Source organism: Shewanella sp. UCD-KL21 (assembly GCF_001957135.1).
In the GTDB taxonomy this organism is placed as follows: domain Bacteria; phylum Pseudomonadota; class Gammaproteobacteria; order Enterobacterales; family Shewanellaceae; genus Shewanella.
Window position 1 is genome coordinate 165,476 of the sequence record NZ_MPHK01000008.1, and the last position, 25,890, is coordinate 191,365.

General features: G+C 43.1%; 18 protein-coding genes and 1 pseudogene. 16 read left to right on the forward strand and 3 right to left on the reverse strand.

The window, feature by feature from the left end; translation table 11 throughout:
* Positions 1 to 215: 215 nt before the first annotated feature.
* On the reverse strand, positions 216 to 980 hold the full coding sequence (cysZ, locus tag BM739_RS09585; protein ID WP_076540003.1) for a sulfate transporter CysZ: 765 nt from the start codon (positions 978 to 980) through the stop codon (positions 216 to 218).
* A gap of 204 nt (positions 981 to 1,184) precedes the next feature.
* Between cysZ and smc the strand changes: the two genes are divergently transcribed.
* From smc to BM739_RS09640, 11 genes and pseudogenes are all read left to right on the forward strand, one after another.
* Positions 1,185 to 4,610: a chromosome segregation protein SMC gene (smc, locus tag BM739_RS09590; protein WP_076540005.1), complete on the forward strand. Its 3,426-nt coding sequence runs from the start codon at positions 1,185 to 1,187 to the stop codon at positions 4,608 to 4,610.
* A 29-nt stretch (positions 4,611 to 4,639) separates the two neighbouring features.
* On the forward strand, positions 4,640 to 5,725 hold the full coding sequence (gene zipA / locus BM739_RS09595) for a cell division protein ZipA (protein WP_076540007.1): 1,086 nt from the start codon (positions 4,640 to 4,642) through the stop codon (positions 5,723 to 5,725).
* Positions 5,726 to 5,790: 65 nt separating this feature from the next.
* Positions 5,791 to 7,797: an NAD-dependent DNA ligase LigA gene (gene ligA, locus BM739_RS09600; protein ID WP_083698121.1), complete on the forward strand. Its 2,007-nt coding sequence runs from the start codon at positions 5,791 to 5,793 to the stop codon at positions 7,795 to 7,797.
* A gap of 119 nt (positions 7,798 to 7,916) precedes the next feature.
* Positions 7,917 to 8,369, forward strand: a pseudogene (locus tag BM739_RS09605) (DUF2919 domain-containing protein); the annotation flags it as partial.
* 282 nt (positions 8,370 to 8,651) lie between these two features.
* Entirely contained in the window at positions 8,652 to 9,857 is a 1,206-nt protein-coding gene (locus tag BM739_RS09610; RefSeq protein WP_175609510.1) for an HD-GYP domain-containing protein, read from the forward strand.
* 30 nt (positions 9,858 to 9,887) lie between these two features.
* Positions 9,888 to 10,709 carry an NAD-dependent epimerase/dehydratase family protein gene (locus tag BM739_RS09615; protein ID WP_076540016.1) on the forward strand — a complete coding sequence of 274 codons (822 nt, stop codon included), beginning with the start codon at positions 9,888 to 9,890 and terminating at the stop codon, positions 10,707 to 10,709.
* A gap of 88 nt (positions 10,710 to 10,797) precedes the next feature.
* Positions 10,798 to 11,031 (forward strand): RNA-binding S4 domain-containing protein, encoded by a 234-nt coding sequence (locus BM739_RS09620; protein WP_076540018.1) that lies wholly within the window; start codon positions 10,798 to 10,800, stop codon positions 11,029 to 11,031.
* Between the two features lie 10 nt (positions 11,032 to 11,041).
* Positions 11,042 to 11,434 carry a ribonuclease E inhibitor RraB gene (locus BM739_RS09625; RefSeq protein ID WP_076540020.1) on the forward strand — a complete coding sequence of 131 codons (393 nt, stop codon included), beginning with the start codon at positions 11,042 to 11,044 and terminating at the stop codon, positions 11,432 to 11,434.
* A gap of 131 nt (positions 11,435 to 11,565) precedes the next feature.
* Entirely contained in the window at positions 11,566 to 13,551 is a 1,986-nt protein-coding gene (locus tag BM739_RS09630) for an NERD domain-containing protein kinase family protein (RefSeq protein WP_076540022.1), read from the forward strand.
* 105 nt (positions 13,552 to 13,656) lie between these two features.
* Positions 13,657 to 14,124, forward strand: coding sequence for an N-acetyltransferase (locus tag BM739_RS09635; RefSeq protein ID WP_076540025.1), 468 nt, complete (start codon positions 13,657 to 13,659; stop codon positions 14,122 to 14,124).
* 394 nt (positions 14,125 to 14,518) lie between these two features.
* A complete protein-coding gene (locus tag BM739_RS09640; RefSeq protein ID WP_076540028.1) occupies positions 14,519 to 14,872 on the forward strand; it encodes a hypothetical protein in 354 nt (117 codons plus the stop codon).
* A gap of 266 nt (positions 14,873 to 15,138) precedes the next feature.
* Here the strand turns inward: BM739_RS09640 and BM739_RS09645 are convergent, their stop codons facing one another.
* Both BM739_RS09645 and BM739_RS09650 read right to left on the reverse strand, forming a co-directional pair.
* Entirely contained in the window at positions 15,139 to 15,765 is a 627-nt protein-coding gene (locus BM739_RS09645; RefSeq protein ID WP_076540031.1) for a DsbA family protein, read from the reverse strand.
* On the reverse strand, positions 15,759 to 16,622 hold the full coding sequence (locus tag BM739_RS09650) for an MBL fold metallo-hydrolase (RefSeq protein ID WP_076540110.1): 864 nt from the start codon (positions 16,620 to 16,622) through the stop codon (positions 15,759 to 15,761). The genes BM739_RS09645 and BM739_RS09650 overlap by 7 nt, the downstream gene beginning before the upstream one ends.
* 113 nt (positions 16,623 to 16,735) lie before the next feature.
* Between BM739_RS09650 and BM739_RS09655 the strand changes: the two genes are divergently transcribed.
* The 5 genes from BM739_RS09655 to BM739_RS09675 all read left to right on the forward strand — a co-directional run bounded on the left by BM739_RS09655 (position 16,736) and on the right by BM739_RS09675 (position 25,520).
* Entirely contained in the window at positions 16,736 to 17,623 is an 888-nt protein-coding gene (locus BM739_RS09655) for a LysR family transcriptional regulator (protein ID WP_076540034.1), read from the forward strand.
* Positions 17,624 to 18,046: 423 nt separating this feature from the next.
* On the forward strand, positions 18,047 to 19,426 hold the full coding sequence (locus BM739_RS09660) for a DASS family sodium-coupled anion symporter (protein ID WP_076540037.1): 1,380 nt from the start codon (positions 18,047 to 18,049) through the stop codon (positions 19,424 to 19,426).
* Between the two features lie 249 nt (positions 19,427 to 19,675).
* Entirely contained in the window at positions 19,676 to 20,437 is a 762-nt protein-coding gene (locus BM739_RS09665) for a TSUP family transporter (protein WP_076540040.1), read from the forward strand.
* Between the two features lie 74 nt (positions 20,438 to 20,511).
* Entirely contained in the window at positions 20,512 to 21,771 is a 1,260-nt protein-coding gene (sbcD, locus tag BM739_RS09670; RefSeq protein WP_076540043.1) for an exonuclease subunit SbcD, read from the forward strand.
* Entirely contained in the window at positions 21,771 to 25,520 is a 3,750-nt protein-coding gene (locus BM739_RS09675; protein WP_076540045.1) for an SbcC/MukB-like Walker B domain-containing protein, read from the forward strand. Before sbcD ends, BM739_RS09675 begins: the two co-directional genes overlap by 1 nt.
* Positions 25,521 to 25,890 lie beyond the last annotated feature (370 nt).

Genomic DNA, 25,890 nt, shown 5'->3' on the forward strand with positions numbered 1-25,890 from the left:
AATGGCTAAATATTTACTTGTAAACAACTGGGGTGACTGTTCGATAGGGCGCTTTCTATAGTTAGCCTCACATGAATACTTAAAAAAAACTATTAATCAGAGCATTAGTCAGAGGTCTCAGTAAGAGACAGATATGCAATAAAAAGCCTCAACCAAATGTCGAGGCTTGTTGATATCGATTCAGCACAATTAACAACGATATTCTAATTGCGAAATTATTCAGGCGCTATTTCTGGATGCTTATAAGCATCACGGTATTTATCAACCCACATGGCGGTGGCGCCGCAAATAGCGACTGGCATGACGATAAAGTTCACAATCGGGATCATTGAAAACAGCGTTACTGTGGCGCCAAAGGTGTAGCTAGTGCCTTTAGTTTGATTGAGGGCAAACTTCATATCCTCAAACGGCACCTTATGGTTATCGAATGGAAAGTCGCAATACTGAATTGCCATCATCCACGCACTGAATAAAAACCATAAAACGGGGGCGGCGGTTTGGCCAACAACAGGCACGATAAATAACACTAAAAACAGTAATGCTCTTGGCAGGTAGTACTTTAATTTAGTCCACTCTCGGCCCATTATTCGCGGCAAATCTTTAATTAAATCTACCGTAGTGCCAGAGTTAAGTGACTTACCCGTTAAGTGCATCTCAACTTTTTCAGCCAGCAGGCCATTAAAGGGCGCAGCTATCCAGTTCATCACTGAGCTAAAGATAAATGACATCACCACTAATAAGCTCACTACCGCCAGTGGCCACAGGAAAAAATTTAACCATGTGAGGTATTCGGGGATTTGGCCGTTCATCCAAGCAAACATTTCATCTAATTTACCAATGGCAAAATAAATGACCGTTGAGAATAAAACTAAGTTAACCATTAATGGAATGAAGACAAATGTTCTTAGCCCCGGTTGTTTTATGAGCTTAAACCCATCCATAAAATAATTAACACCACTTTTCATTGGTTTAATTGGCATCGATTACATCCTTGAAAAAACTAGTTATGATGATTGTGGTGATGCATTGAGCGGAAAACAAGCCTTAAAGTGTGTTTAAGTCATAAAAATCGTTACAAAATGCAGCGCGATTGGTAAAGTTGTACTTTATCCGTCTTACGCAGACCAGATGATTATTCATCGACGCTTCTTATTCAATCTCACTGGAACAACTTCACAAGCATAATGCGATTAAAACAAATAAAACTTGCTGGCTTTAAGTCGTTCGTTGACTCCACCAAAATTCCCTTTAACCAACCTTTAACGGCCATTATAGGCCCCAATGGGTGTGGTAAATCCAATGTGATTGATGCCGTGCGCTGGGTGCTAGGCGAAAGCTCTGCCAAGCATTTGCGTGGCGACTCGATGATGGATGTGATTTTTAATGGCTCTAGCGCCAGAAAACCTGTGTCAGTTGCCAGCATTGAGTTGAGCTTTGAAAATCTCGATGGTCGATTAGCAGGCCAATATGCCAGTTATCAAGAAATATCGGTAAAAAGACAAGTCAGTCGCGATGGTGACTCAAATTACTTTTTGAATGGTCAAAAGTGTCGCCGTAAAGATATTACTGATTTATTTATGGGCACAGGTTTGGGCCCTCGCAGCTATGCCATTATCGAGCAGGGGACGATTTCGCGTCTTATTGAATCTAAACCCCAAGAACTGCGGGTTTTTATTGAAGAAGCCGCAGGGATTTCCCGTTATAAAGAACGCCGCCGAGAAACCGAAAACCGCATTCGTCATACCCGTGAAAATCTAGAGCGATTGGGCGATATTCGCTTAGAGCTCGGTAGCCAAATCGACAAGCTTGAACAACAAGCGCAGGCCGCCAAGCAATATCGTGAGTTTAAGCAACAAGAACGCGACTTACATGCGCAATTGTTGGTGATGCGTTATCAAGAACTTAAAAGCCAAAGCGACAATATTGCCCAAGAGATTTTACAACTTGAAGTTAATTTAGCATCAGCCAATGCTGATGGTGAAACCACTGAATTAACCCTTACTCAGTTTAAAACCCAAATTGCGGAGTTAACTGCAGCTGAGCAACAGTTGGTGGCCGAGTATTATCAAGCAGGCACTGAAATCGCTAAGCTTGAACAACAGCTTAAACATCAACAGCTACAAGATAATCAGCTGGAAAAACAATTAGCAGATCTCATTTCGCAGCAGCAAGTTGCCAGCAATGGGTTACAAGCCTTGATGCTGCAAGAGCAACAGTTGACTGCACAACTGGCTGAGGGCAAACCTGAACTTGTTGCAGCAGAACAAGCGCTGGGCATTATTGATGCTCAGCTGCAAGATGTTGAGCAAAAAGCGGCAGACTTACAGCAGCATTTATCGGTGTTATCTGATGGCGCGGCGAATGCCAAAATGGCAGCGGCATTAACCCAGAGTAAATTGCAGCATCAACAACAAATGCTGTCGCAGCAGCAAAAACAGTTAATCGAACTTAGCGCTGAGCAGCAGCGAAATACTGAGTCTGACTCACAAGCTGAATTAACCGCGCTTGACCTCAAGTTAGCCGCCCTTAAAGAGCAACTTGAGTTAGAAGATGAAATAAAACATCAACTCACTGATCAGCTTGAAGATAAGCAACAACAGCTGGCTCAGGCAAGTGAAGATTACCAGCAGCAAAAACAGCAGTTATCGTCATTAAGCGCCAGAAGTGAGCTGATTGAGCAATGGCTAACCACCAATGACGATGAGCAGCAAGCCTTGTGGCAAACCATTGAGGTGACGCCAGGCTGGGAAAAGGCTGTTGATGTATTACTGCAAGGCATTTTAGCCACCAAAGTGATTGATGCCGGTGAAGCAACTGACCCATCAGTGAGTGGTTTTATTGCTACCGCTGAGGTGAGCGCGCTCAATCACCAAATTAGCGCCGCGGTCAATTTATCCCCTTGGCTTCACCATGTAAGCTGGTGCGCCAGTGTTGATGAGGCAAAAGCGCAGCTTAAGCAGATAAGCTCAGATGGCATTATTGCCACCCAAGATGGCTATTTAGTCGGCCATGGTTTTGTCTTTAAAAAAACCGACTCAAAGCAATCACAGCTGGCTCTTAAAAATGAGTACCAGCAATTACAAATACAAATTAGCCAATTAAATGAGCAACTGTTGCAGTTGCAGCAGCAAGTGAGCTTACAAACTCAGCAAGTTGGCGATGCTCACGCGCAAATGAGTCAATCTCAGCTCAAGCATCATCAGTTGCAATTAGATTGCAGTAAGCTTGACGCCCAAAGTCAAAGCTTAATGCAGCAACAACAAGACAGATTGCGCCGCCAAAAAAGCCTTGATGAACAAGTGACCCAGCTGCAAGGGCAAATTGGCGCAGGGCAACAAGCCATTGAGCGATTAACTGCTGAGCTTGAGTTATCCCAGCAAACGCATCAACAGCAGTTGGCAACCCAGCAGCAAGTAAATCAAGATTGGCAAACCGCCAGTCAGCAGCTACGAGATTATAAAGCTAACCGCAGTCAGCAAGAGCGTGACAGCAATAGTTGCCGGCAAAAAATGCAACAGTTGCACACTCAAGCGGCAGTATTACAAGCCAATATTAGCCAGCAAACCCAGCTGAGCGAGTCCACCACAGCGCAAATCAAGCAGCTGCGGGAATCTCAGCGGCAAACTAATGCCAGTTTAGGTGAGCAACAATTACAACAGCTGCAAACACAATTAAACGCGCAACTCGACATTCAGCAAGCAAAGCAACAATTGCTTAATTCAAATCGTACCCAGCAGGCAGAGTTACAAACTCGGCTCGATAGTGCGGTATTGATTCAAAAACAACAGCTTGGTGCACTGCAAAACTTGACTCAGTCTCTCAGCGGGTTAAAGTTACGTCGTGAAGGATTAAAAGGTCAGGCCGATGGCCAATTTCAGTTACTTGAAGAACAACAGATAAATATTCAAGATGTGATAGCGCACATTCCTGAAACGGCTAAAGTCATTGTATGGCAGCGAAACCTTGATAAAGTAAGGGCTCAAATCAGTCATTTAGGGGCCATTAACCTCGCGGCAATCGAAGAGTTTGAGCAGCAAAGTGAACGTAAGGCTTATTTAGATAATCAAGATAATGATTTAAATAAAGGCTTAGCCACACTTGAAGAGGCCATTCGTAAAATTGATAAGGAAACTCGCACTCGGTTTAAAACCACTTATGATGCGGTCAATGCGGACTTATCAAAGTTATTCCCTAAGGTCTTTGGCGGTGGTAAAGCCTATTTAGCCTTAACGGATGATGATTTACTTGAAACGGGTGTGACCATTATGGCGCAACCACCGGGTAAGAAGAATAGTACGATTCACCTTCTTAGTGGTGGAGAAAAAGCCTTAACCGCTTTATCATTAGTATTTGCCATATTTAGACTAAATCCAGCACCATTTTGTATGCTTGATGAAGTTGATGCACCCTTAGATGACGCCAATGTTGAGCGTTTTTGTCGCTTATTAAAAGAGATGTCACAGAGTGTGCAGTTTGTTTATATCAGCCATAATAAAATTACTATGGAAATGGCAGATCAATTAATAGGTGTCACTATGCATGAACCGGGCGTTTCACGTATAGTCGCAGTAGATATCGAAGAAGCGGTGGCACTTGCCGACGCTGAATAAATAGAATAAATAGGATTACAGGGTCACCAATGGAAGATTTTCAACTGGTTTTGTCAATACTAGGCGCAATAGCGATTATCGCAGTATTGGTACATGGGTTTTGGTCTATTCGTAAACAACAACCTAAAACGTTAAAAGACAACCCAATGACGGGCTTTTATAAAGGCCAAGCAGAGCAGCGTGACTCACAGGGGTTTGACGCTGATGGTATTGGTGAAGTGAGACGGGTTAAAGCTGATGACGTTTCAGTTGAGCCTGTTATGGGACAGTCAAAAGTTAGTCCACATTTAAAGCCTAATGTAAGCAGCAACAGTCAACTTGATACTGCAGAGCTAGAAATTACTGAAGCGGGTTCAAAAAAGGGCATTGGCCTGCAAAACCAATCAGCAGTGAATGCACAAGCGCCAAGTTATCATCCGGGTAGAAAAGATCCCGTAATGACTACCGCTGCAACTAAGCCAGAGCCAGAGCCAGAGCCAGAGCATATACCAACCCAGCAAGCGCTGTTTGGTGAAGACTTTAATGATGAGTCTAATGAACCGTTTATTGACAACCCTATTGAACAAACGCCAGCAGCAACAACCGCTAAAGTGAATGTGAGCCCAGCAGGGCGCACGGCAACAGCTCATCAGCCAGAAATTCAAACTCAGGCTCAAGCATCGCACACGCCACCCGTGGCTGAACCTGTAGAAGAGCCACTTGGCGAGCCACAAGATGTATTAGTACTGCATGTGGTTGCCCGTGACGGTGAACAATTACATGGCGCCGAGCTATTACCTTGTTTGTTATCGCTTAACTTTAAATTCGGCGAGATGGATATTTTCCATCGTCATCAAGATAATGCCGGTAATGGCAAAGTGCTATTTTCCATGGCTAATATGTTAAAGCCAGGGGTATTTGACCCTGACAATATGGAACAGTTTGCCACTCAAGGTGTGGTGTTATTTATGACATTGCCTTGTCATGGCGATTCGTTAATGAATTTTTCAATTATGCTTAATTCAGCTCAGCAACTGGCTGATGACTTAGGTGCTGAAGTGTTAGATGACAAGCGTACTGCCTGGACCGACACCAATAAGCAGGCATACTTAAGCCGAATTCGAGCCGTTTCTTAAATTTTATTATATTTTACAATGAGGCCGCACTTGCGGCCTTGTTTGCTTTTTAGATGAGTAATTTTATGCAAGACATTAAAACAGAAATACAGCAAATTAGCAGTGAACTACACCGTCATAATATTCTTTATTATGTGGATGATGCGCCGAGTATTCCTGATGCCGAGTATGACCGTTTAATGCAGCGGCTTATCGCGCTTGAAACGGCTCATCCTGAGTTGATTAGCATTGATTCTCCCACCCAAAGAGTCGGCGGCGCACCACTGGCCAAGTTTGATCAAATTACCCATCTAAAGCCGATGCTCAGTTTAGATAACGCCTTTGAGCAAGCAGACTTTGAAGCCTTTAATAAACGTATTAGCGATAAAGTTGATACCGTCAGTTACTGCTGTGAGCCAAAGCTTGATGGTCTAGCGGTGAGTATTTTATACCGTAATGGCGTATTAGAGCGCGCAGCAACACGAGGTGATGGCAGCGTTGGTGAAGATATCACTGATAATGTACGTACCATTAACTCGATTCCGTTAAAGCTGCGTGGTGATGATTTCCCAGAATTAATGGAAGTGCGTGGCGAAGTGATCATGCCTAAAGCGGCATTTGATGCGCTTAATCAGCGTCAACAGGCCAAAGGCGACAAGACTTTTGTTAACCCACGAAATGCAGCCGCTGGTAGTATTCGTCAATTAGACAGCAAAATTACCGCCACGCGCGCATTAGGCTTTTACGCTTATGCTTTGGGTGTGGTCGAAGGTGAAACCTCGCCAATGGCCCAGAGTCACTTTGGTCAGCTTAGCCAATTAAGACAATGGGGCTTACCTGTCAGTCAAGAAGTTAAAGTCTGTGACAGCTTACCTGAAGTGTTTACTTACTATAGCGATATTATGACGCGCCGCAGCAGTTTATCTTACGAGATAGACGGGGTGGTAATTAAAGTAAATGATATTGCCAAACAAACAACCTTAGGTTTTGTGGCTAGAGCGCCGCGCTGGGCAATAGCCTATAAGTTTCCCGCGCAAGAAGAGATGACGCTACTGGAAGAGGTTGATTTTCAAGTAGGCCGCACCGGCGCAGTCACGCCGGTTGCCCGTTTAAAACCTGTGTTTGTTGGCGGGGTAACCGTATCAAACGCCACGCTTCACAATGCTGATGAAATTGCGCGTTTAGGGGTAAAAGTCGGCGATACAGTGATTATTCGCCGCGCTGGTGATGTTATTCCGCAAATCGTCGCCATTGTGCCTGAAAAGCGCCCTGATGATGCTAAAGAGATTACCTTCCCGACAGCTTGCCCAGTATGTGACAGTTTAGTCGAGCGGCTTGAAGGCGAGGCGGTAGCACGTTGCAGTGGTGGCTTATTTTGTGAAGCCCAGCGTAAAGAAGCCATTAAACATTTTGCTTCACGTAAAGCGTTAAACATTGATGGCATGGGCGACAAAGTAGTTGAACAACTGATTGATAAAGAATTGGTTCAAAGTCCTGCAGAGTTGTTTACCCTTACAGCATCGATGATCACCATGCTTGAACGTATGGCAATGAAGTCGGCGACTAAGCTGGTTGCCGCCATTGATGATGCCAAAACCACTACCTTATCAAGATTTATTTATGGCTTAGGTATTCGTGAAGTTGGTGAAGCCACCGCAGCCAATTTAGCCAGCCATTACAAAACCCTTGATGCCATTAAAGCGGCCAGCATTGATGAGTTAATTGAAGTGGATGATGTCGGCGCGATTGTCGCCAAGCACATAGCGCACTTTTTTGCTCAGCCCCATAACCTTGAAGTGATTGATAAGTTAGTGGCGGCCGGCGTGAATTGGCCAGCCCTTGAAGCCGTGGATGAGTCAGCATTAAGCCTTAAAGGTCAAACTTGGGTATTAACTGGTACTTTAACTCAGTTAAATCGCAACGATGCTAAAGCGCAGTTACAAGCGCTGGGGGCAAAAGTGGCCGGCAGTGTCTCTAAAAACACCGACTGTTTAGTGGCGGGTGAGGCTGCAGGTTCTAAATTAACCAAAGCCCAAGACCTTGGCGTAAAAGTGATTGATGAACAAGGCTTATTAGACTTGCTAAATCAATAAACACTTGTCATTAGTCACTATCAATTGCCTTTGACATAGCCTTAAATTATTAACAGCATAAGTTAAGGCTTACTTAGCATCATATTAAGTAAGCCTTAACCCAATAAACTGGATACCCTGTGAATTTTAGCAATATCACTTGGCTTGACGACAAGGGCCACATAAAACCGCCGATATTTTTGTATTTAATGCTGATCTTTCTCGCCCGTGGTTGGTGTGTCTTTATTGCATCGTTAACCCAATTTAACGATCGCACTGGGCTGGTGAGACTATTTTATCCCGAAAAAAGCGATTTTTTACTGGCATTAGCGAGCGGGGTTGGTGCGGTCATTATTTATGGATTAGTGATTGCTGAGCGAAAACGCAGCCCACAGGTATTAAGGCCGTTATTTAATCAGATTAAGTACATTCTATGGCTACTGCTGATTGTTGATGCTTTATTGCTTAGCCAACGCTTGGTGCACGATCATTTTGTTTTCAAAGTCAGCTTTGCCCTTGATGCATTATTTATCTTTTGGTCAGCTATTTATTTATTAAAATCAAAACGATTGCAGCATTATTTTAAAGATTGGCAAAATGAAGCCGATTATATGGCTGTAGAAGCTGAACTTGCCATGGAAAAAGAACAACAAGATGCTCAACTTTATGAGCCAGATGAGCAGTCACAAGCCGCGCAGCACACTCAAAAGATTGTTGAGTCAGCCAAACATAATCGAGCCGTGTCTAATAAAGTTATTGCAACTGAAATAAACGATCCGACAAAGGCGAATAAGTAAAACATATTAAGTCATAGTAGCTGGCATAAATAAAAACCAATACCAGCGGCTGCTATGGCGGTTAAAAAGGATCTTATCTTGGCTAAAGTAGTGGCTAAAACTGAGCCTATCAATATACCGTTATCACAGCTGGTGGTCGGTATGACGGTAAAACTGCCGTTGTCGTGGTTTAATAATCCGTTTTTTCGCAATAAAGTACCGATCAGCTCCCAAGCAGAAATTGAACTGATTAATAGCCTCGACATTAACTATGTCACTGTGATTGAAGGCCACCATTTATTTGTAGAGCCCGTTATCAGTCAACCTGTGGTTGCTGCAGAAGTGGCCCCCGCGTTTGATATTACCGCCATAATCAAAAAGTCAGTAACTACAAGTCGAGTTCGCTTCAGTAAAGCCAGCAGTAATCTTCGCCCCGCATTTAGTAAAGTCATTAGCGATCCGCCAGTATCACATCGAGAAGCAGCGACAGTCGTGGAGTTACTATTAAGCCATTTACATGAAACCAAACAGCCACAAATTGGATTAGTTAACTGCGCAGATAAAGAAATAAACATGGCTCAGCACGGGATCTCAGTTGCTGTGTTATCCATTTTAATAGGGCACAACCTTGAGTTAGCCCCTGCGCAAATGCGAGATCTTGCCTTAGGTTGTATGTTCCATGATATTGGCAAATTAAAAATACCTGATGCCATACGCCGCAAACGCATTGATTTAACTAGCCACGAGCTAAACTATATAAAGACCCATCCCAATATCGGCTATGAAATGCTAGATAGAAGTGGTTTATTCCCTAAAGCCATGTTGGATATTGTGCTACATCATCATGAGTATATTGATGGTAGTGGTTACCCTAATAAACTCACCAAACAGCACATTCCTTTATTGACCCAAATCGCGATACTAGCCAATGACTATACGTTATTGTTAGAGCGCACTGGCTCACCACAACTGGCATTAGGCACCTTATTTAAAAGCCGCGCTGATAAACATGATAAAGCCTTAATTGGCATACTCGTGAAGACGTTAGGGGTTTTTCCACCGGGCTCCATTGTTAAGTTGTCCGATGGCAGTATCGCCAAGGTAATGATGACATCAACCGCCTCTAAGCAGCCCCATGTAGTTAGTTGCTCAGCTCATGGCACTCAGGCCAGTTTTAGATGCTTAATTGATGAAGGGGTAACGATTGTTGAGACGGTAAAACTAGAGGCCTTATCAGAAAAACTAGCTAACTTGCTAGAAGTTCACGCCCCTGTATGTTTTTATGTTTGTCATATGAATGATTAATTTTAGCGCTTTTTAACCCGTGGGATTTTCATGAACAGTATTGCAATTATTGGCTGTGGTTGGTTTGGCCTGCCATTAGCGACAAGGCTAGTTAAACAAGGTTATCAGGTCAGCGGCACTAAGCGAACTCAAGCCGGTTGTGAGCATTTATCCTCACTGGGTATTGATGCTTATAAGCTAGATTTAAGTGAGCAAGACATTGATGCAACACAGCTTGATGGCTTACTTGAAGCCGATGCGCTAATTATTAATATCCCGCCGGGGCTGCGCCGAGGTGAAACTCATTATCTTGAGCATATAAAAACCTTGGTCAACGTGATCGCACCGCGCCAATATCAGCGGGTGATTTTTATCAGTACCACTGGGGTTTATCCTGCTGAAAATCGCATTATGACCGAAGCGGATGCAGTGGCAAATGATGATAAAAGTGCAATATTATTGGCGGCGGAGTCGTTAATTGCTGCAATGGAGAATGCTTGCATCGTGCGCTTTGCAGGCTTAATTGGCCCCAAACGTCATCCGGGTAAATTTTTTGCAGCTAAAACCGATGTTAGCGGCGCGAATGTGGCGGTTAATTTAGTTCATCTTGATGATTGCATTCAGGCTATGGAGGCCATATTAGCGGCGACGAGTTCAGGGCAAAATGTGTCGAGCTATTACAATTTAACCGCGCCGAGTCATCCTACTCGCGCTGAGTTTTACCAAGCGGCAGCTGCTGACTTGGGCTTAGCCGCGCCGCAATTTAATCAAACTCAATTAGCCAGTAAAGTAATAAATGGAGATTTGATTTGCCAACAGCTTAATTTCAACTATATTCATCCCGATCCGCTAAAAATGCTAGCAGCTTGTTAATTGCTAACTCGTTAGTGGCGAGATGGTTGGTATTAAGCAGTGATCAGGTATAATGCAGCCCATATTTATGATTAAAGGCCAAAATTGAATGAGCAGCCAAGTTGCAGAATTCGCACTTTTGAGTGGCGATGAGTTTGTTGAGTTATATAAAGTATTAAAAGTACAAGGTTTAGTCGACGGTGGCGGTGCAGCTAAGCATGTCATCTCTGAAGGCTTAGTCACAGTAAACAACGAAGTTGACACACGTAAGCGTAAAAAGTGTGTCGTTGGTGATGTCATTGAATTTAATGGCGAGAAAATTCAAATTGTTGCCACAGCATAAGGATACAAGCATGCAATTCCCTGATGATGACAATGGTAAAATGTTAGCGGCTATGGCTGAGTCTGGTATTGACTTAACTGTAGCGCTTGATGTTGATTTCTTTTTGATTTTTGATGATCAACGCGATGCAGAATCAGCATTAGAAGCACTTGCTACAATGGGCTCAAATGGTGAGTTAGAGCTTAACTTTAGCGAAGAAATCGAAAAGTGGGAGCTGATTGTTTGTTTAAACATGGTGCCGACTTATGATGACTTAGTGGCTAAAGAGCTTGAGTTAAACACCTTTGCCCAAGAGTTTGATGGCATGACCGATGGATGGGGCGTAATGCAACATCAAGAAGGTGATGACGAGTTTGCTGATGATGAGCATCAATGTGACGACAACTGCTCACACACCCACTAGTTAGCCTGTTAAAATATTGAAAACAAAAACCACCATTTAGGTGGTTTTTTTGTGTCTTTTTAATATAGGATGGAGCCATATGCAGTTAAGGGAAGTTAATATCCCGCAGTATTCATGGAGTCGCATTTTCAATGGCAAGACACATTAGTTTTGGTACCCCAGTCAATGATGCCGAGCGCTGGGCATTTTCGCTTTTATCTGACGAACTTCCTGAAGATTATCTCCTCTTAACCAATGTTGAAATTCCTACCCACACTGGCCAAGCAATGGAGGTCGACGCCTTAGTTGTCGGCGAGTTTGGTGTGTATGTGGTTGACGTAAAAGGCTACATTGGTCGCTTAAATGCGGGTTTACATGCATGGTCACTGGATGGTCGTCATGTGGACAATAGTTTGTCCAAAGCCAATTATGTCGCCCGAGTATTAGCGGGTAAATTAAAGAACAAAATTCCAGTGGGCGTTTATGCCCCTTGGTGTCAGGGCATGGTGTTTGTTACCGGCCGTAAAGGCGAAGAAATCCTAGTTGAAAAAGATACCGGTAAACTGAGCATTTATACTCCAGCAAAAATCATCGCCGCGTTAACCAAAGAGTGGGGCTTAACGGCGCCACATATTCATCCTGTGACCCAGACTCAAAAAGAAATGGTATTAGATACCATAGGTCAGGTGGCATTAGTTGAGCAACGTAACAACAAAATTCAAGACTTCATTAAGCTCAAATGTTTATTCCTACAACAAGGCTTAGAAGTCTGGCAATCAGAATACAATCCGGGTGGCTGGACTGCGCCATGGCTTTTAAAAATACTGGTGACCAGTGAGTTTGAAGACAGTATCGATGCCAATTATCACGAGCAAAAATTGCGTGATGAATTTAAACGGATTCAGTCACTGTCAGGTTGTAGCTGCGTGCCTTTTTGCGCGCCACTAATCCAAGATGGTGAGCAAGTAGTATTACCCATTAGAATGCCCCGTGGCGTGCCACTGAATATTTTTGATATTGGGCAGCAAACCACTTATCAGCTGTTAGAAATTCTGCGCCGCAGTGTCACTGGCTTACAGCAAATCCATCGCCGCGGTTACACCATAGGAGGCTGGGAAGATAATTGTATATTTATCTCCGATGACGCAGACGTTGAATTTATTGATATTAAAGATTCACTTAATACCAGTGAAGATATACAAGCTTATGCTAAGGCCTTTTTAGATTTAGCTGAAAAAACCCTACAACCGCGCATTTATCAATGGTATCGCGCAGCAGCCAATGGCACTACCATTGACCTTGACGCGATTCGATGTGATTTGTCTGCAGTTATCGATTTAGGCGTGTGTGACACTTTACCGCACAAAATCGTTATCGAACGTGGCGCAGTGGTTGATCATCATTACCGCCTCGATCGCTTTATCTCGGCAACGCCCCGCAGCCAGCTATGGCGAGCATTGCATTTACAAGGCAACTTCCCATGCTGCGTGAGTATCTATCAAGATGTGGATAACCAATGGCACACCCTGAGTAATATTTATCGCAGCTTGACTAAAATTTATCATCCTCATGTTGAGCGTGTGCTGGCATTTGGGCAATTACCGCAGTCAGATGATTTATTTATTGCCAGAGATTGGGTTCAAGGGGTCGCACTAGATGAAGTGGCCACAATACAAGTGGGTCAACCAAGGTTGTGGTTTATTCAACTATTAACAGCACTGCAATACTTGCACAGTTTAGATATTCACCATGGCGCTATTTGTCCTAAAAATATCATTTGCCGAGACGGTAAAGCCACTTTAGTGAACTTTGGTATTGGCTCTGATATTGCTGCCAGTCATTACGCTGCGCAATATGCCGATCCCACTATGTGGTCTGTGGAAGGTGATGCAGAAAAAGATTTATACGGTTTAGTGGCAAGCTTTGTCGATGCTATCTCTCCTGAGTCAATCAAACAGGGGAGCGGCGCAGATGCCATGATTAACGCCTTAATGAGCTTTGATAAGCAGTGGCTTGGCGAAGGCTTTTTTGAGGCTTGTTTAAGTATTTTGAAATTTGAATTTCGTATTGTTCCCAACCGCAGTTATGCCGAGCAGTTAGGGCTCGATGAAGCAGAGTATCAAAACTCTGGCTTGTAGTCATCGCGATATAACCATTGAGGCTTATGTCTAAGATGTTTGCACCAAAAGCCGATATAAGCCGTATTGGCTTATATGACTCAAGGATAATGTAAGAGGGATACCATGAATATTAAACGCATTACTGCGGAACGACTTGATGATGTTTTGCCTCTTTTTAGCCAATATATGCATTTTTACGGGGTTGAGTTACCCGTGACTGAGTATGCTAGCTTTTTGCTGGAGCGCTTAAATAATCAAGAAGCGTTTATTTTTGGGGCTTACACTGAAACTGATACAGCGATTGGCTTTGTGCTCAATTATCAGAGCTTTTCATCCACAGAGCTAGGCAAAGTATTGCTGTTAAATGATCTTTTTGTTGAGCCAGATTATCGAAATCAAGGCGCAGCTCATTTGCTTATCCAATGCTCTATTGAATTAGCTCGCGGTATTCAAGCCGTAAGGGTTGATTTAAGCACCGCTAAAGTGAATTTTCCCGCACAATCAGTCTATGAGAAAATTGGCTTTGTCAAAGACAGCCGCTTTTTTTCGTATAGCTTGTCGGTAAAAGATCATCCTTTGCTAAATAAATAGGCACAAGTGATGTGGAGCTTAGCGTGACTTTATCATTTTCTTGCTGGTGATTTTAACTCCAACGGCATTTCTTGGCTGATAAACTCGAACAATACCGCGCCCCCATAAAGCCCATCAGTTTTTAGGCATGACACCACTTAAGACCTTTATGAGTAATTAAGAGCTTTCTGAGTAATGATGTGATTAATAAACCCGAATATCGATAGCGATGTTGGCCGATATAAAGCCTATTTAAGCGGCCTATCTGAAGGGTAAAATCATCGTCAGTATTCTTATACTACACTTGAGTCATACAAATTAGCTTATGGTAGGGTCATATCCTTCATATGGGATTTATTCAATTACAGTAAGTTAATTAAAATAGCTGTAACTTACGATATTGAGGCGACAACCGATGAGCACATTTAAGAAAGTACTACTTGTTTCAACTTTAAGCATGGCGACGTTAACAGGTATGGCTCATGCTAGCGATTTATCATGCACCGTTGCTGGTGGCGATGATATCACTATGGCTAATATTGATATTTTACGTTCAAATGAACCCGTGGTTAACATTGATGGCTATAAATCGCCGATTTTAAGTAATATTTATCGCATCGATGCCGTTGATGGCCAGGACATCAGCGAAACCCCCACTTACCTGTTATACAATCATTACCCGCTAGCTGATCATAAGTTATATGCCAAGGTTCAAGTGCACGGTGAAGAGGCTGTTACTGGTTACTGCATTGTGACGGGTGAAATCTAAGCTAGTACAGCTAAGCGAGTACATCGAAGCGAGTACATCTAAGCGAGTACATCTAAGCTATTGCTATCTTTTGTCGCTAGATTATCAAACCGATAATCTAACGACATATTAGTGAACCCATAACCTTGTATTGTGTTCGACTTTGAATAATCATTTTAAACATTTCTGTCGATGTTAAGCGCTGCGGCTTAAAACCCTAGGCGGTAATCCTCCGGCTCGATTAAAATGCTTGGCTCTCTAAATCTAATCGACAAATCTATCTTGCTTTACTTATTCGTGAGATTTTCAAGCATAGATTGCCATTCTACTTGTCGTCCATAATATTGCGTATGGGGTAGTTTGATCAGTTCCCCCTTATGTTCAACATAAAGGGTGGGATAGCCCTGAACCTGTAATTTAGCCATTAACTGATGACTTTTATCAACTGCAGTCTGTGTTAGAACCGCATTTGTTTGCATTTGTGTCATCCAAGCTTGTTGGTCTATCTCAAATTGAGCCGCAATCTGCGCCAGCGTGGACAGTTCATTCACGGATTTACCGTCAACATAGTGCGCTTTTTGTATAGCCTTCAACATCATAAATGCATTTCCCCCTAAAGACTCAGTAACCAAAATCGCCCGAATAGGAAGGTAAGAATCTAAAATAAGCTCATCAGAGTTTGTTACCCGATCAACATAAGCCTGACCAAATTTTGCCCCAGTCAATTGGTTAATCTGCTTATCATTAGCCACAATGTGTTGACGAAATGATGACTCAATGGCTTTTTCAGGCAGCATGCCACCAGGGTGGAGGTTAAGGTTGAACTTATTGTTGCTTGCCACAGCTTCAATTAACGCTGTGGCACCATAGCACCAGCCACACATTGGATCATAAAAGTAGTGAACCGTTACCATTTCATTTCTCCCATATGTACTTTAGCGCCAATCGTCAGTGAAATATTGGCAGGACGTTGGTACTGGGTAGTGATTTTCTCAATCAACTCTTCACTGTTTTTACTGCTGCTTTTTGCCTGAGTGAAATCTTCAATATACTGTAATGAGTAGCTAATATTACTCGCATCTAGTTTGGTGCCAGCGGCCATGTGGCCGGGAATTACCATTTCAGGTTGCAACGCCTGCATTTCTTTAAGCTGATGACGCCATGCATTGAGACTTTCATCACTTTGAGTATCTGCCATCCATAGATGTAAATTACCAAATACAGCAACATTACCAAGCACCGCTTTACTTGAAGGAACCCAAAGGTATGGACGGTGCGCTAATATTCCTGTTGTTCCCTTAATTTCAATTTTGTGGCCTTCCAGCGTAAGAAAACCTTGCTCTAAAGCTTGGGGGACATAAGGTTTAATAGGGGCGTTATTGCCCATACGAGGCTGCCATACTTGTAGTTTGGTTGGCAGTTTCTTCTCTATCACCTTTTTAACTGCGGCAGTGGTAACTATGTTTGCTTTAGGAAATACAGAATGAAGCACTTCTGTACCAAAATAATAATCTGGATCGGCCTGACTAATAAAAATAGTTTTTAACTCTTTACCAGTATCAAGGACTTTGGCAGCTATTCTCATCGCATCTGCCTTGGTGAATCCAGCATCAATCAATATAACTTGTTTTTCGCCTTCGATAAGCGTTGAGTTAACGTTAAAGCTATTACCGTCTGCGTTATAGACGTCAAATGTAAGTGGTGTTTGCTCAGTAGCAAATGCGCTACCAGCAACAAGGATAGAAGCCGTTAATAAACTAATTTTTTTCATAATGATATCCGTTCTCTGGGTTAGCTGTTTCAATGGAATAAATAATAAAACATTGACTTGTACTGATAAATACACCAATTTATGCAACATTGTTTCATTATTCGAGCAAGTAAATGGATAAATTGACCGCGGCAAAAGTGTTTGTTGATGTAACTCAGTCGGGCAGTTTTACTGCGACGGCAGATAGACTTGAGATGTCTAGGCCCATGGTGACGCGTTACATTGAAGCCATGGAACAATGGTTAGATATTCGTTTACTGCACCGAACAACTCGCAAAGTAACACTTACCTCCGCTGGTGAACGATGCCTCAAGGATGTTGAGTTGTGGCTTGAGCAAGCTGATGGCTTAGTTGCCATGAGTGATACCAGTGAGCAACTATCAGGTATCGTTAGGGTTGCGGCAAGCATGTCATTTGGATTCTCGCAGCTCATTCCTGCTATTCACCATTTCATGCGTATCCACCCCAAGGTGCATATTGATATCGATTTACAAGATTCAGTGGCCGATCTCACCCAAAGCCAGATTGACCTTGCTATCCGTATTGCTGCTAATCCCGATCCATCTTTGATTGGCAAACCTATAGCAATGTGTCAGTCAGTATTGGTTGCCTCACCTGAATACGTAGCAAGTAATGATAAAATCACCGAACCCAATCAACTTACTAAGCATAGCTGTCTTGGAAATAAAAACTTTCAACGACATCTATGGCATCTTACAAACGCGAAGCAACAACTGTCGGTAGATGTTGACTGTAAACTCACTGCCAATGAAACCACCGCGTTACTTTATGCCTCAATTTGTGGTGCAGGAGTGTCAGTTCAACCGACCTACTTAGCAAACAAATACATAGAAAATGGTACATTATTGCCTGTTCTTCCTGAGTGGAAACCAGATGATATGACAATATACGCCCTCTATTCTTCCAGAAAGAACCTATCTGCTAACGTCAGGGCGCTAATCGATTTCTTGCAAAGCTATTTCAAAGAAAATCCTTGGTAAAACCTCAGTTTGTGGCTCGTATAAAACACAATAATGATCAACAGCCATTGTATTGCCCATCAATATTTCATCATTGTTATCAACGGCATTAAAAATTACTCACGGCTTTTCAGATCACGAAATGCTGATTAACTGTGTTCTATTACAAATTTACCCTGAGTTAATTAGATCTATCTCACATTATTTAAACGCTAATAAACATTCAGTTTGAGAGTGCTAAATGGCGAAATTGGTTAATTTGAAACTGAATGACCACAATATAACGCCTATCAGCCTAGGTTTGTGTCACAACTGCAGCTGGAATGTGTCTTGCGTCACGTTGCGTGTGTCTGCCTGTGTAATAAACTAACCAAAAACAATGCTTTATCTTACCTATTACTCTGTTTACATTGTTGTCATTAAAAAATAAGGGAGAATGCTTTAATGGAAAACTGCCCAACAAAGTCGACCACAACCAAAAAAAATAAAACTGACTTCATCATCTTGTTTAGCAACATTGCCTTGTTTGCCTTGCTATATCATTTCTTACCCTTTGAGCAAGGGGTTAATACCGGTTTATCGCTACTTATTTTTGCAGCTATTTTATGGTTAACCGAAGCGATTCATATCAGTATTACCGCCATTTTAATTCCGATATTAGCGGTGTTTTTGGGGGTATTTGATACTTCTACCGCTATGAGTAATTTTGCTAACCCGATCATCTTCTTATTCTTTGGTGGTTTTGTGTTGGCGGCGGCGCTAAATCATCAGGGCATTGACCGCTTAATTGCACAAAAGGTGTTGCTGCTGTCTCAAGGTAAGTTGAGTATTGCTTGTATGTTACTGTTTTTAGTGACCGCGGTGCTGTCGATGTGGATCAGTAATACCGCTACAGCCGCAATGATGCTGCCATTAGCCTTGGGTATTTTGCATCAACTGGATTTTAAACAGTACCGTAAAACCTATTTGTTCGTGCTACTGGGGATCGCGTATTCTGCCAACATTGGTGGAATTGGTACCTTAGTGGGCAGTCCGCCTAATGCCATTGCTGCAGCCCAAGTGGGCTTAAGCTTTAGTGATTGGCTCGAGTTTGGTTTAATCACTGTGGCTATTATGCTGCCAAGCATGTTAATCGCGCTTTATCTATTTTTAAAACCTGATTTATCCACTGTGTGTGAGATAAAAACAGAAAATGTAAAAATGACCGTTAGCGCCAAACTAACCCTGATGATATTTTTAGCCACAGTTTGTTGCTGGATATTCAGTAAACCGCTAGCCCAAGCGCTAGGTGGCATAAGTAAGTTTGACACCATTGTTGCATTAGGTGCGGTCGTGGTACTTGCCAGCCTTAAATTAGTGGACTGGAAAAAAATTGAATCGACCACGGACTGGGGAGTGTTAATCCTGTTCGGCGGCGGTCTGACCTTAAGTGCAGTGTTAAAAGCCACAGGCACGAGTGTGTTTTTAGCCCACTTTGTGACTGACATTTTTGGCGATGCCCATATGGCGCTATTCATGATTGCAGTGATTGCCTTTGTGGTGTTATTAACTGAGTTTGCCAGTAACACGGCTAGCGCCGCATTGCTGGTACCCGTTTTTGCTGCAATTGCTGAGCCCTTAGGTTTATCGCCGGTGATGATTTCAGTGATTATTGGTATTGCTGCCTCTTGCGCCTTTATGTTGCCGGTTGCTACGCCGCCTAATGCCATTGTCTTTGGCTCAGGCTATATCAAACAATCTGAAATGATGCGAGCTGGGGTAATCATTAACTTCATCAGTATGTTGGTACTGTTTTTAATCACCAACTTGTTCTGGGGCTTTTAATTGCACTGTTAATCACAGTTAAAAAACGCAATCACTTTACTCACTAATAAAAAGGTAACTTAGGTTACCTTTTTGCTTTTTTTGGCCAATATGTGTCAACAAATATTAAATGTTCACAGGCGCAGTGTTATTAAAAATAGCGGCGAAAACATTTGGATAAACTAAGGCGCAGACTAATGCAGATAGCTTTTGAATTTTGCCCTTAAAGCAGGTCTAATAGCGTATTATTTTGATGTATAGATCTAGCTAATGTTCGAGTTGACCCTACAAATTGCTGTTATTTTATTTTTCATTGCCATATTGGCGGGCTTTATTGATGCCATTGCCGGAGGTGGTGGTTTACTGACTATTCCTGCCTTGATGTGGGCGGGTTTACCGCCAGCTGCGGCTTTAGGTACTAATAAGCTGCAAGCCTGTGGTGGCAGTTTTTTTGCCAGTTTGTACTTTATCCGTAAAGGTATGGTTGATTTAAAACAAGCACGTTTATCCATTGTGTGCGCGTTTATTGGCGCTGCAGTGGGCACCATTATTGTGCAAATGATTGATGTCACCGTATTAGAGCTGGTATTGCCATTTCTTATCCTCGCCATTGGGTGTTACTTTTTGTTTTCGAAAAAAATATCAGAAGAAGATAAACAACAAGTTCTGACACCTGCGATGTTTGCTTTTACTGCAGCCCTTGGGGTGGGTTTTTATGATGGTTTCTTTGGACCTGGAACCGGCAGCTTCTTTGCTTTAGCCTTTGTGTCACTGGCAGGTTATGGGCTGGCTAAAGCTACAGCCCATGCCAAAGTGCTTAACTTTGCGACTAATGTGTCATCGTTAATCTTTTTTATGATTGGCGGCCAAGTGGCGATTGTATTGGGGCTAATTATGTTAGTCGGCCAAGCTATCGGCGCAACTTTTGGCTCACGCTTAGTGATGACCAAAGGGGTAAAAATTATTAAACCGCTGGTGGTCACCATGGCATTTTTGATGAGCTTTAAATTATTGTGGGCGCAGTACGGATAAGTGACTTATCTCCAGACTAATTAAGCGTTTTATAACAGATTTCAATAACAACACATCGAACAGAAAAGGTTTTCATGCGCATTATTCACACATCTGATTGGCACCTTGGTCAAAACTTTTACGGTAAAAGCCGCGCTGTTGAGCACAAGGCATTTTTGCAGTGGTTGTTAGCACAAATTAGCCTGCATCAGGTTGATGCACTGATTGTCGCTGGCGATATTTTTGATACAGGCACACCGCCAAGTTATGCCCGCAGTTTGTACAATCAATTTATTGTCGATATTCAAGCTAGCGGTTGTAAGCTTATCGTTCTTGGTGGTAATCACGACTCGGTTGCGACCTTAGGTGAGTCAAAGCAATTGCTGGCGTGCTTAAATGCCACGGTTATACCTGGCGCACTTGATAACGCCGCTGATCATGTGTTGTTAGTGGCAGATAGTCATGACCAACCCTGCGCGATTGTATGTGCGCTGCCGTATTTACGCCCTAGAGATATGGTATTAAGTGAGTCGGGTGAGTCCAGTGAAGATAAACAGCGCAAGTTAGCGAATGAAATTGCCGATTTATATCAGCGCTGTTTTGCTCATGCTCAAGCAATTAATAACCAGCAAACCACGCCATTACCCATTATTGCCACAGGGCATTTAACCACAGTGGGCGCCAGTACCAGCGAGTCGGTGCGAGACATTTACATTGGTAGCCTTGATGCGTTTAATGCCAACTTGTTTCCTGCAGCGGATTACATTGCACTCGGTCATATTCATCGACCGCAAAAAATCGCCAAAACTGAACATATTCGCTATAGCGGCTCACCAATTAGTTTAAGTTTTGATGAACTTAATAGTGATAAAAGTGTGTATTTGGTTGAGTTTGATAAGGCTAATTTGGCCGAAGTCAGCGCCCTTGATGTGCCTAAGTTTCAAGCCATGGCAAGTGTTAAAGGCACCTTAGCCGAAATCGCATCCCAGCTTGAAACCATAGTTGCGGAAAGCTGCGACCAAGTCACTTGGCTCAGTATTGAAGTGGCCGAGCAAGACTTTTTAACCGACTTACAAAGCCGAATAGCCGAGTTAACCGATGCTTTACCTGTCGAAGTACTGCAACTTAAGCGTGCTCGCAGTCAGCGCCAACAGCAAATTCAGCAAATGGATAATGAAACCTTAACCGAATTAAGTGTCACTGAAGTGTTTGAGCGCCGTTTAGCCCAAGAAGACTTTTCTGAACCTGAGCAGCAACAGCGGCTTGAACGGGTAAAACAGCAGTTTGATATTGTCGTTGATGAAATGAACGAGCAGCTCAATGGCACTGCGCAACATGTTGAGGAGGCAAAATAATGAAAATCCTTAGCCTGCGTTTTAAAAATATTAACTCATTAAAAAATGAGTGGAAAATTGATTTTACCCAGTCACCATTTAAAGAAAACGGCCTGTTTGCCATTATTGGCCCAACAGGCTCGGGTAAAACGACCATTTTAGATGCTATTTGCTTAGCGCTGTATCATCAAACCCCGCGTTTAGGGGTTATTTCAAAAAGCACCAACGAGCTAATGACCCGTGGCTGCAGTGATTGTTTAGCAGAAGTGGAATTTGAAGTAAAAGGCAAGGCGTATCGCGCTTTTTGGAGCCAACGCCGCTCCCGCGGTCAAGTTGATGGAAATTTGCAAGATGCCCAAGTTGAGTTGGCGCAGCTTGAGGATGGTAAAATTCTTGCCAGCCAAATTAAGCATAAAACCGAATTAACCGAAGCCATTACCGGATTAGATTTCGCCCGTTTTACTAAATCGATGATGCTATCCCAAGGTCAGTTTGCCGCCTTTTTAAATGCCAAAGCTAATGAGCGGGCTGAGTTACTTGAAGAGCTTACCGGCACAGAAATATACGGGCTTATCTCAGAGCAAGTGCATCAAAAATTTAGCCTATCAAAGCAGGGGCTTGCCTTGCTTGAAGCTAAATCAAACAGCGTTGAATTGCTAGATGATGACAGTATTAGCGCTAAACAAATACAGCAAATTCAGTTAACTGAGCAAGCTGATTTATGCCAGCAACAACTGCAGCAACTGCAGCAACAACTCACGTGGGCTACGCAATTTGAGCAAGCAACGGAGCGGCAGCTTGCCAGTGAGCAACAATTACAACTGGCGCAGACTGAACTTAAAGCCCAGCAGCCCAGTTTAGCCAAGTTAGCTGCCAGTGAACCAGCTGAAAGCTTAATCCCGTTTTTTGAAGGCATGAGCAAACTTGATAACAGCCATGGGCAATTACAAAAGCAGTTACAACAGCGCAATACAGAGCTTGAACAGGCCAGCGTACAATTAAGTCAAATAGCCACTGAGCAAAAGTTACAGTCTCAGCGCTTTAGTCAGGCTAAGCAGCAACATACGGATTTAGTCACCCTAATTGATACTCAGGTGCAGCCACTTGATAACCAAATTGAGCAAGTGAGCTTTAAACATGCTCAGCAGTTACAGTCTCAGCAACAACAAAGCCAACTGATCGAGCAATTACAGCAAAAGCAGCAGGGCATTGACGGGCAAATTCAAACCGTTACGGCATTACAAGCTCAGCAGCAACACATCATCAACCAATATCCGCAGGGCAAGCTGATCCAAACTCGCCTTGGTGTGTGGCAGCAGCAATATGCTAACTACGCCGAGCAAGTGACTCAGCAAACTAAGTTAACGCAACAGATTGCCCATTTTCAGCAACAGCAAACTCAGCTACAACAGCAGCAAAGCACGCTGACAGCGCAAGTTGCCAGTGAGCAACAGCAACTTGAGCAATATCAACTTAGCCGCCAACAAGCCGAGCTGCAATTACAGACCCTGTTAGCCGGTGATGACGAAGCGCTTATTGAGCAGCAGTATAATGACATAGTGACTCAGCAGCCAAAGCGCAGTCAGCTTGAGCACATAGCGACTCGTTACAGAGAATTGCAATTAGAGCTTAATCAACATAGCCAGCAAAACGCGCAAACCCAGCATAATATTGCCTTAAATCAAGCTGAGTTAACCCAAATACGCGCCTTGTGGACAGATAAAAATCAGCAGTTAAAAGACTTAACAAGCTTGCTGAAACAAGAGCAACATATTGCTGATTTAACCCAGCACCGGGCTAAGTTAGTCGAAGGTGAGCCATGCGCCTTATGTGGCTCGTTGGATCACCCTTTAGTGACTGAATATCAAGCGATTGATTTGTCGCAAACAGAGCTGCGCCATCAACAAACTAGCGCGCAATTAGATAAGATTAAAACCCAAGGCGAGCAAGCTAAATTGGCCGTGCAAACCTTGCAGTTACAATATGAGTCAGCCTCACAAGCGGTGGCTAAGCTCACGACGCAGAGTCAGCAATTACAACAGGACTGGCAGCAAACTTGTCAGCAACTTGGAATTGCATTTGCTATTGATGATAGCCAGCTGAGTGATTATGTAGCGCAAACGGCGCAGTTACAGCAAAGCTTATCCCAGCGTTTAGCCGATATCAGGCAGGCTAAAACTCAGCTGCAGCAACAAAACGATAAGTATCAGCAAGCCCATAGCAGTGCTGAGCAACAACAGCACCAATTAAGCTTATTAGCCCAAGCGCATACCAGCTGTAACAATGGCTTACAGGACGCTGAGCAGCAGCTTATTGAGGTGAATAAAACCCTTAATAACCTAGTGACTGAATTAAGCGATTCCATTGCGCAAACCGCAGAGTCTATGCCAGATATGGCGGGGTTTGAAGCGTGGTTAAGCGCCCTTGAACAACAAATAATGCAGTGGCAGCAAGCAAGCGAGCAGCAACTTGAAGCGCAGCAGCAATTACAATTATTGCAGCAGCAACAGCAAACTCAGTCCAGTCAATTAGAACAGGCGCTGCAGCAATCACAGTCGCAGCAAGCGCAATTAACTGAAGTTGAAGCGGAGTTAGCCAAGTTAACGAGCCAAAGGCAGCAGCTATTTGCCGATAAGCACACATTAACTGAAAAGCAGGCTAGCCAAGCCATGCTTGAGCAAGCTGAAAGCCAGTTAACCGCGCTACAAAGCCAATTGAATCAATATCAGCAGCAGCAAGATAATGTTAAGGCGCATATTGAAGCCGTTAATAAACAAACTGCAGAGGCATTGACAGAATTAACCGCAGCAACCGAGCTGTGGCAGCAGCAATTAAGCCAAAGCCCATTTGCCAACCAAGCGGAATTTGAGCAAGCCATTATTCCTCAGGCTGAGCGTGAGCAGCTAATTAACTTGCAGCAGCAACTTAATGAGCAGCAGTTAAAAGCGCGCACCTTGGTAGAACAAGCCAAGCAGCAATTAACCGCGTTAATGACCCAAGCAGAGCAATTTGGATATGATCAGCTAACGAATGAAAAGCAGCAACAAGGCTCAGAGCAAGAGTCTGCGCAACGCTATTTAGCACAGGTCAGTTTGCAGCATCAACAAGTCGAAACCCAGTTAGGTGAGCTAAAACAAACCTTATGGCAAGTGAGCCATTTACTGGATGACGATAAACAAAAGCGCCTAAGTCAGCAGCAAATGCTGTTAGAGCTTAACCAAGCCAAACAAGCTTATGATGATATCGCCTATTTACACTCACTCATTGGCTCGCAAAAAGGCGATAAATTCAGAAAGTTTGCCCAAGGGCTGACATTAGATCATTTGGTTACTTTGGCTAATCGGCAGCTGGACAGGCTTCAAGGACGTTACTTGCTTGAGCGTAAACAATCGGTAGATTTAGAACTGCAAGTACTTGATACCTGGCAGGGCGATGCGATTCGCGATACGCGCACCTTATCAGGTGGTGAAAGCTTTTTAGTGAGCTTGGCATTAGCGTTAGCGTTATCGGATTTAGTGAGTCATAAAACCAGTATAGACTCGTTATTTTTGGATGAGGGCTTTGGCACCTTAGACAGCCAAACCTTAGATACCGCCCTTGATGCGTTAGATAACCTTAATGCTTCTGGCAAAATGATAGGTGTGATCAGCCACATTGAAGCGATGAAAGAGCGCATTGGGGTGCAAATTAAAGTGCATAAAATGAATGGACTTGGGGTCAGTAAGTTGCAGAGTGAATATAAAGTGAATAGCGATGTCGAATTAGCTTAAGTTTGTCTCTACAGCTTATCGCTCAGGCTCGGGGCTAGGCTAACAACTAAAGCGTCAGTTGAGGTTAATGCAGTCGCATTAGCCTCATTGTTTGTTTTGGGGCATGGTTTTTTTAAGCCAGTAAACTCTAATGATAAATCAGCCATGCTGAGTATAAAGTGCCACTATTGCAGCGCTTTTAGGTTAATTAAGCGAGTAATAGATGTAAATTAAAATCATCATGACTGATAACAGTCTTTTCCCATCTCAGTTACTTTCAATTGCCTAGTTCAAAGTTATGCAGTCGTGGTAAGTTTTTATATTTGTATTTGCAGACTTTTTTGATATAACTCCCCCTTGGTATATAGTACTTAAGCACTCATTAAACTAG

Excerpts from the sequence above, each read along its gene's own strand:
- BM739_RS09620 (WP_076540018.1), top strand. The coding sequence starts at position 10,798 with ATGAGCAGCCAAGTTGCAGAATTCGCACTTTTGAGTGGCGATGAGTTT.
- sbcD (WP_076540043.1), top strand. The coding sequence starts at position 20,512 with ATGCGCATTATTCACACATCTGATTGGCACCTTGGTCAAAACTTTTAC.
- BM739_RS09635 (WP_076540025.1), top strand. The coding sequence starts at position 13,657 with ATGAATATTAAACGCATTACTGCGGAACGACTTGATGATGTTTTGCCT.
- BM739_RS09645 (WP_076540031.1), bottom strand. The coding sequence starts at position 15,765 with ATGGTAACGGTTCACTACTTTTATGATCCAATGTGTGGCTGGTGCTAT.
- BM739_RS09640 (WP_076540028.1), top strand. The coding sequence starts at position 14,519 with ATGAGCACATTTAAGAAAGTACTACTTGTTTCAACTTTAAGCATGGCG.
- BM739_RS09675 (WP_076540045.1), top strand. The coding sequence starts at position 21,771 with ATGAAAATCCTTAGCCTGCGTTTTAAAAATATTAACTCATTAAAAAAT.
- BM739_RS09660 (WP_076540037.1), top strand. The coding sequence starts at position 18,047 with ATGGAAAACTGCCCAACAAAGTCGACCACAACCAAAAAAAATAAAACT.
- BM739_RS09665 (WP_076540040.1), top strand. The coding sequence starts at position 19,676 with ATGTTCGAGTTGACCCTACAAATTGCTGTTATTTTATTTTTCATTGCC.
- BM739_RS09650 (WP_076540110.1), bottom strand. The coding sequence starts at position 16,622 with ATGAAAAAAATTAGTTTATTAACGGCTTCTATCCTTGTTGCTGGTAGC.
- smc (WP_076540005.1), top strand. The coding sequence starts at position 1,185 with ATGCGATTAAAACAAATAAAACTTGCTGGCTTTAAGTCGTTCGTTGAC.
- BM739_RS09625 (WP_076540020.1), top strand. The coding sequence starts at position 11,042 with ATGCAATTCCCTGATGATGACAATGGTAAAATGTTAGCGGCTATGGCT.
- BM739_RS09655 (WP_076540034.1), top strand. The coding sequence starts at position 16,736 with ATGGATAAATTGACCGCGGCAAAAGTGTTTGTTGATGTAACTCAGTCG.
- cysZ (WP_076540003.1), bottom strand. The coding sequence starts at position 980 with ATGCCAATTAAACCAATGAAAAGTGGTGTTAATTATTTTATGGATGGG.
- ligA (WP_083698121.1), top strand. The coding sequence starts at position 5,791 with ATGCAAGACATTAAAACAGAAATACAGCAAATTAGCAGTGAACTACAC.
- zipA (WP_076540007.1), top strand. The coding sequence starts at position 4,640 with ATGGAAGATTTTCAACTGGTTTTGTCAATACTAGGCGCAATAGCGATT.
- BM739_RS09615 (WP_076540016.1), top strand. The coding sequence starts at position 9,888 with ATGAACAGTATTGCAATTATTGGCTGTGGTTGGTTTGGCCTGCCATTA.
- BM739_RS09630 (WP_076540022.1), top strand. The coding sequence starts at position 11,566 with ATGGCAAGACACATTAGTTTTGGTACCCCAGTCAATGATGCCGAGCGC.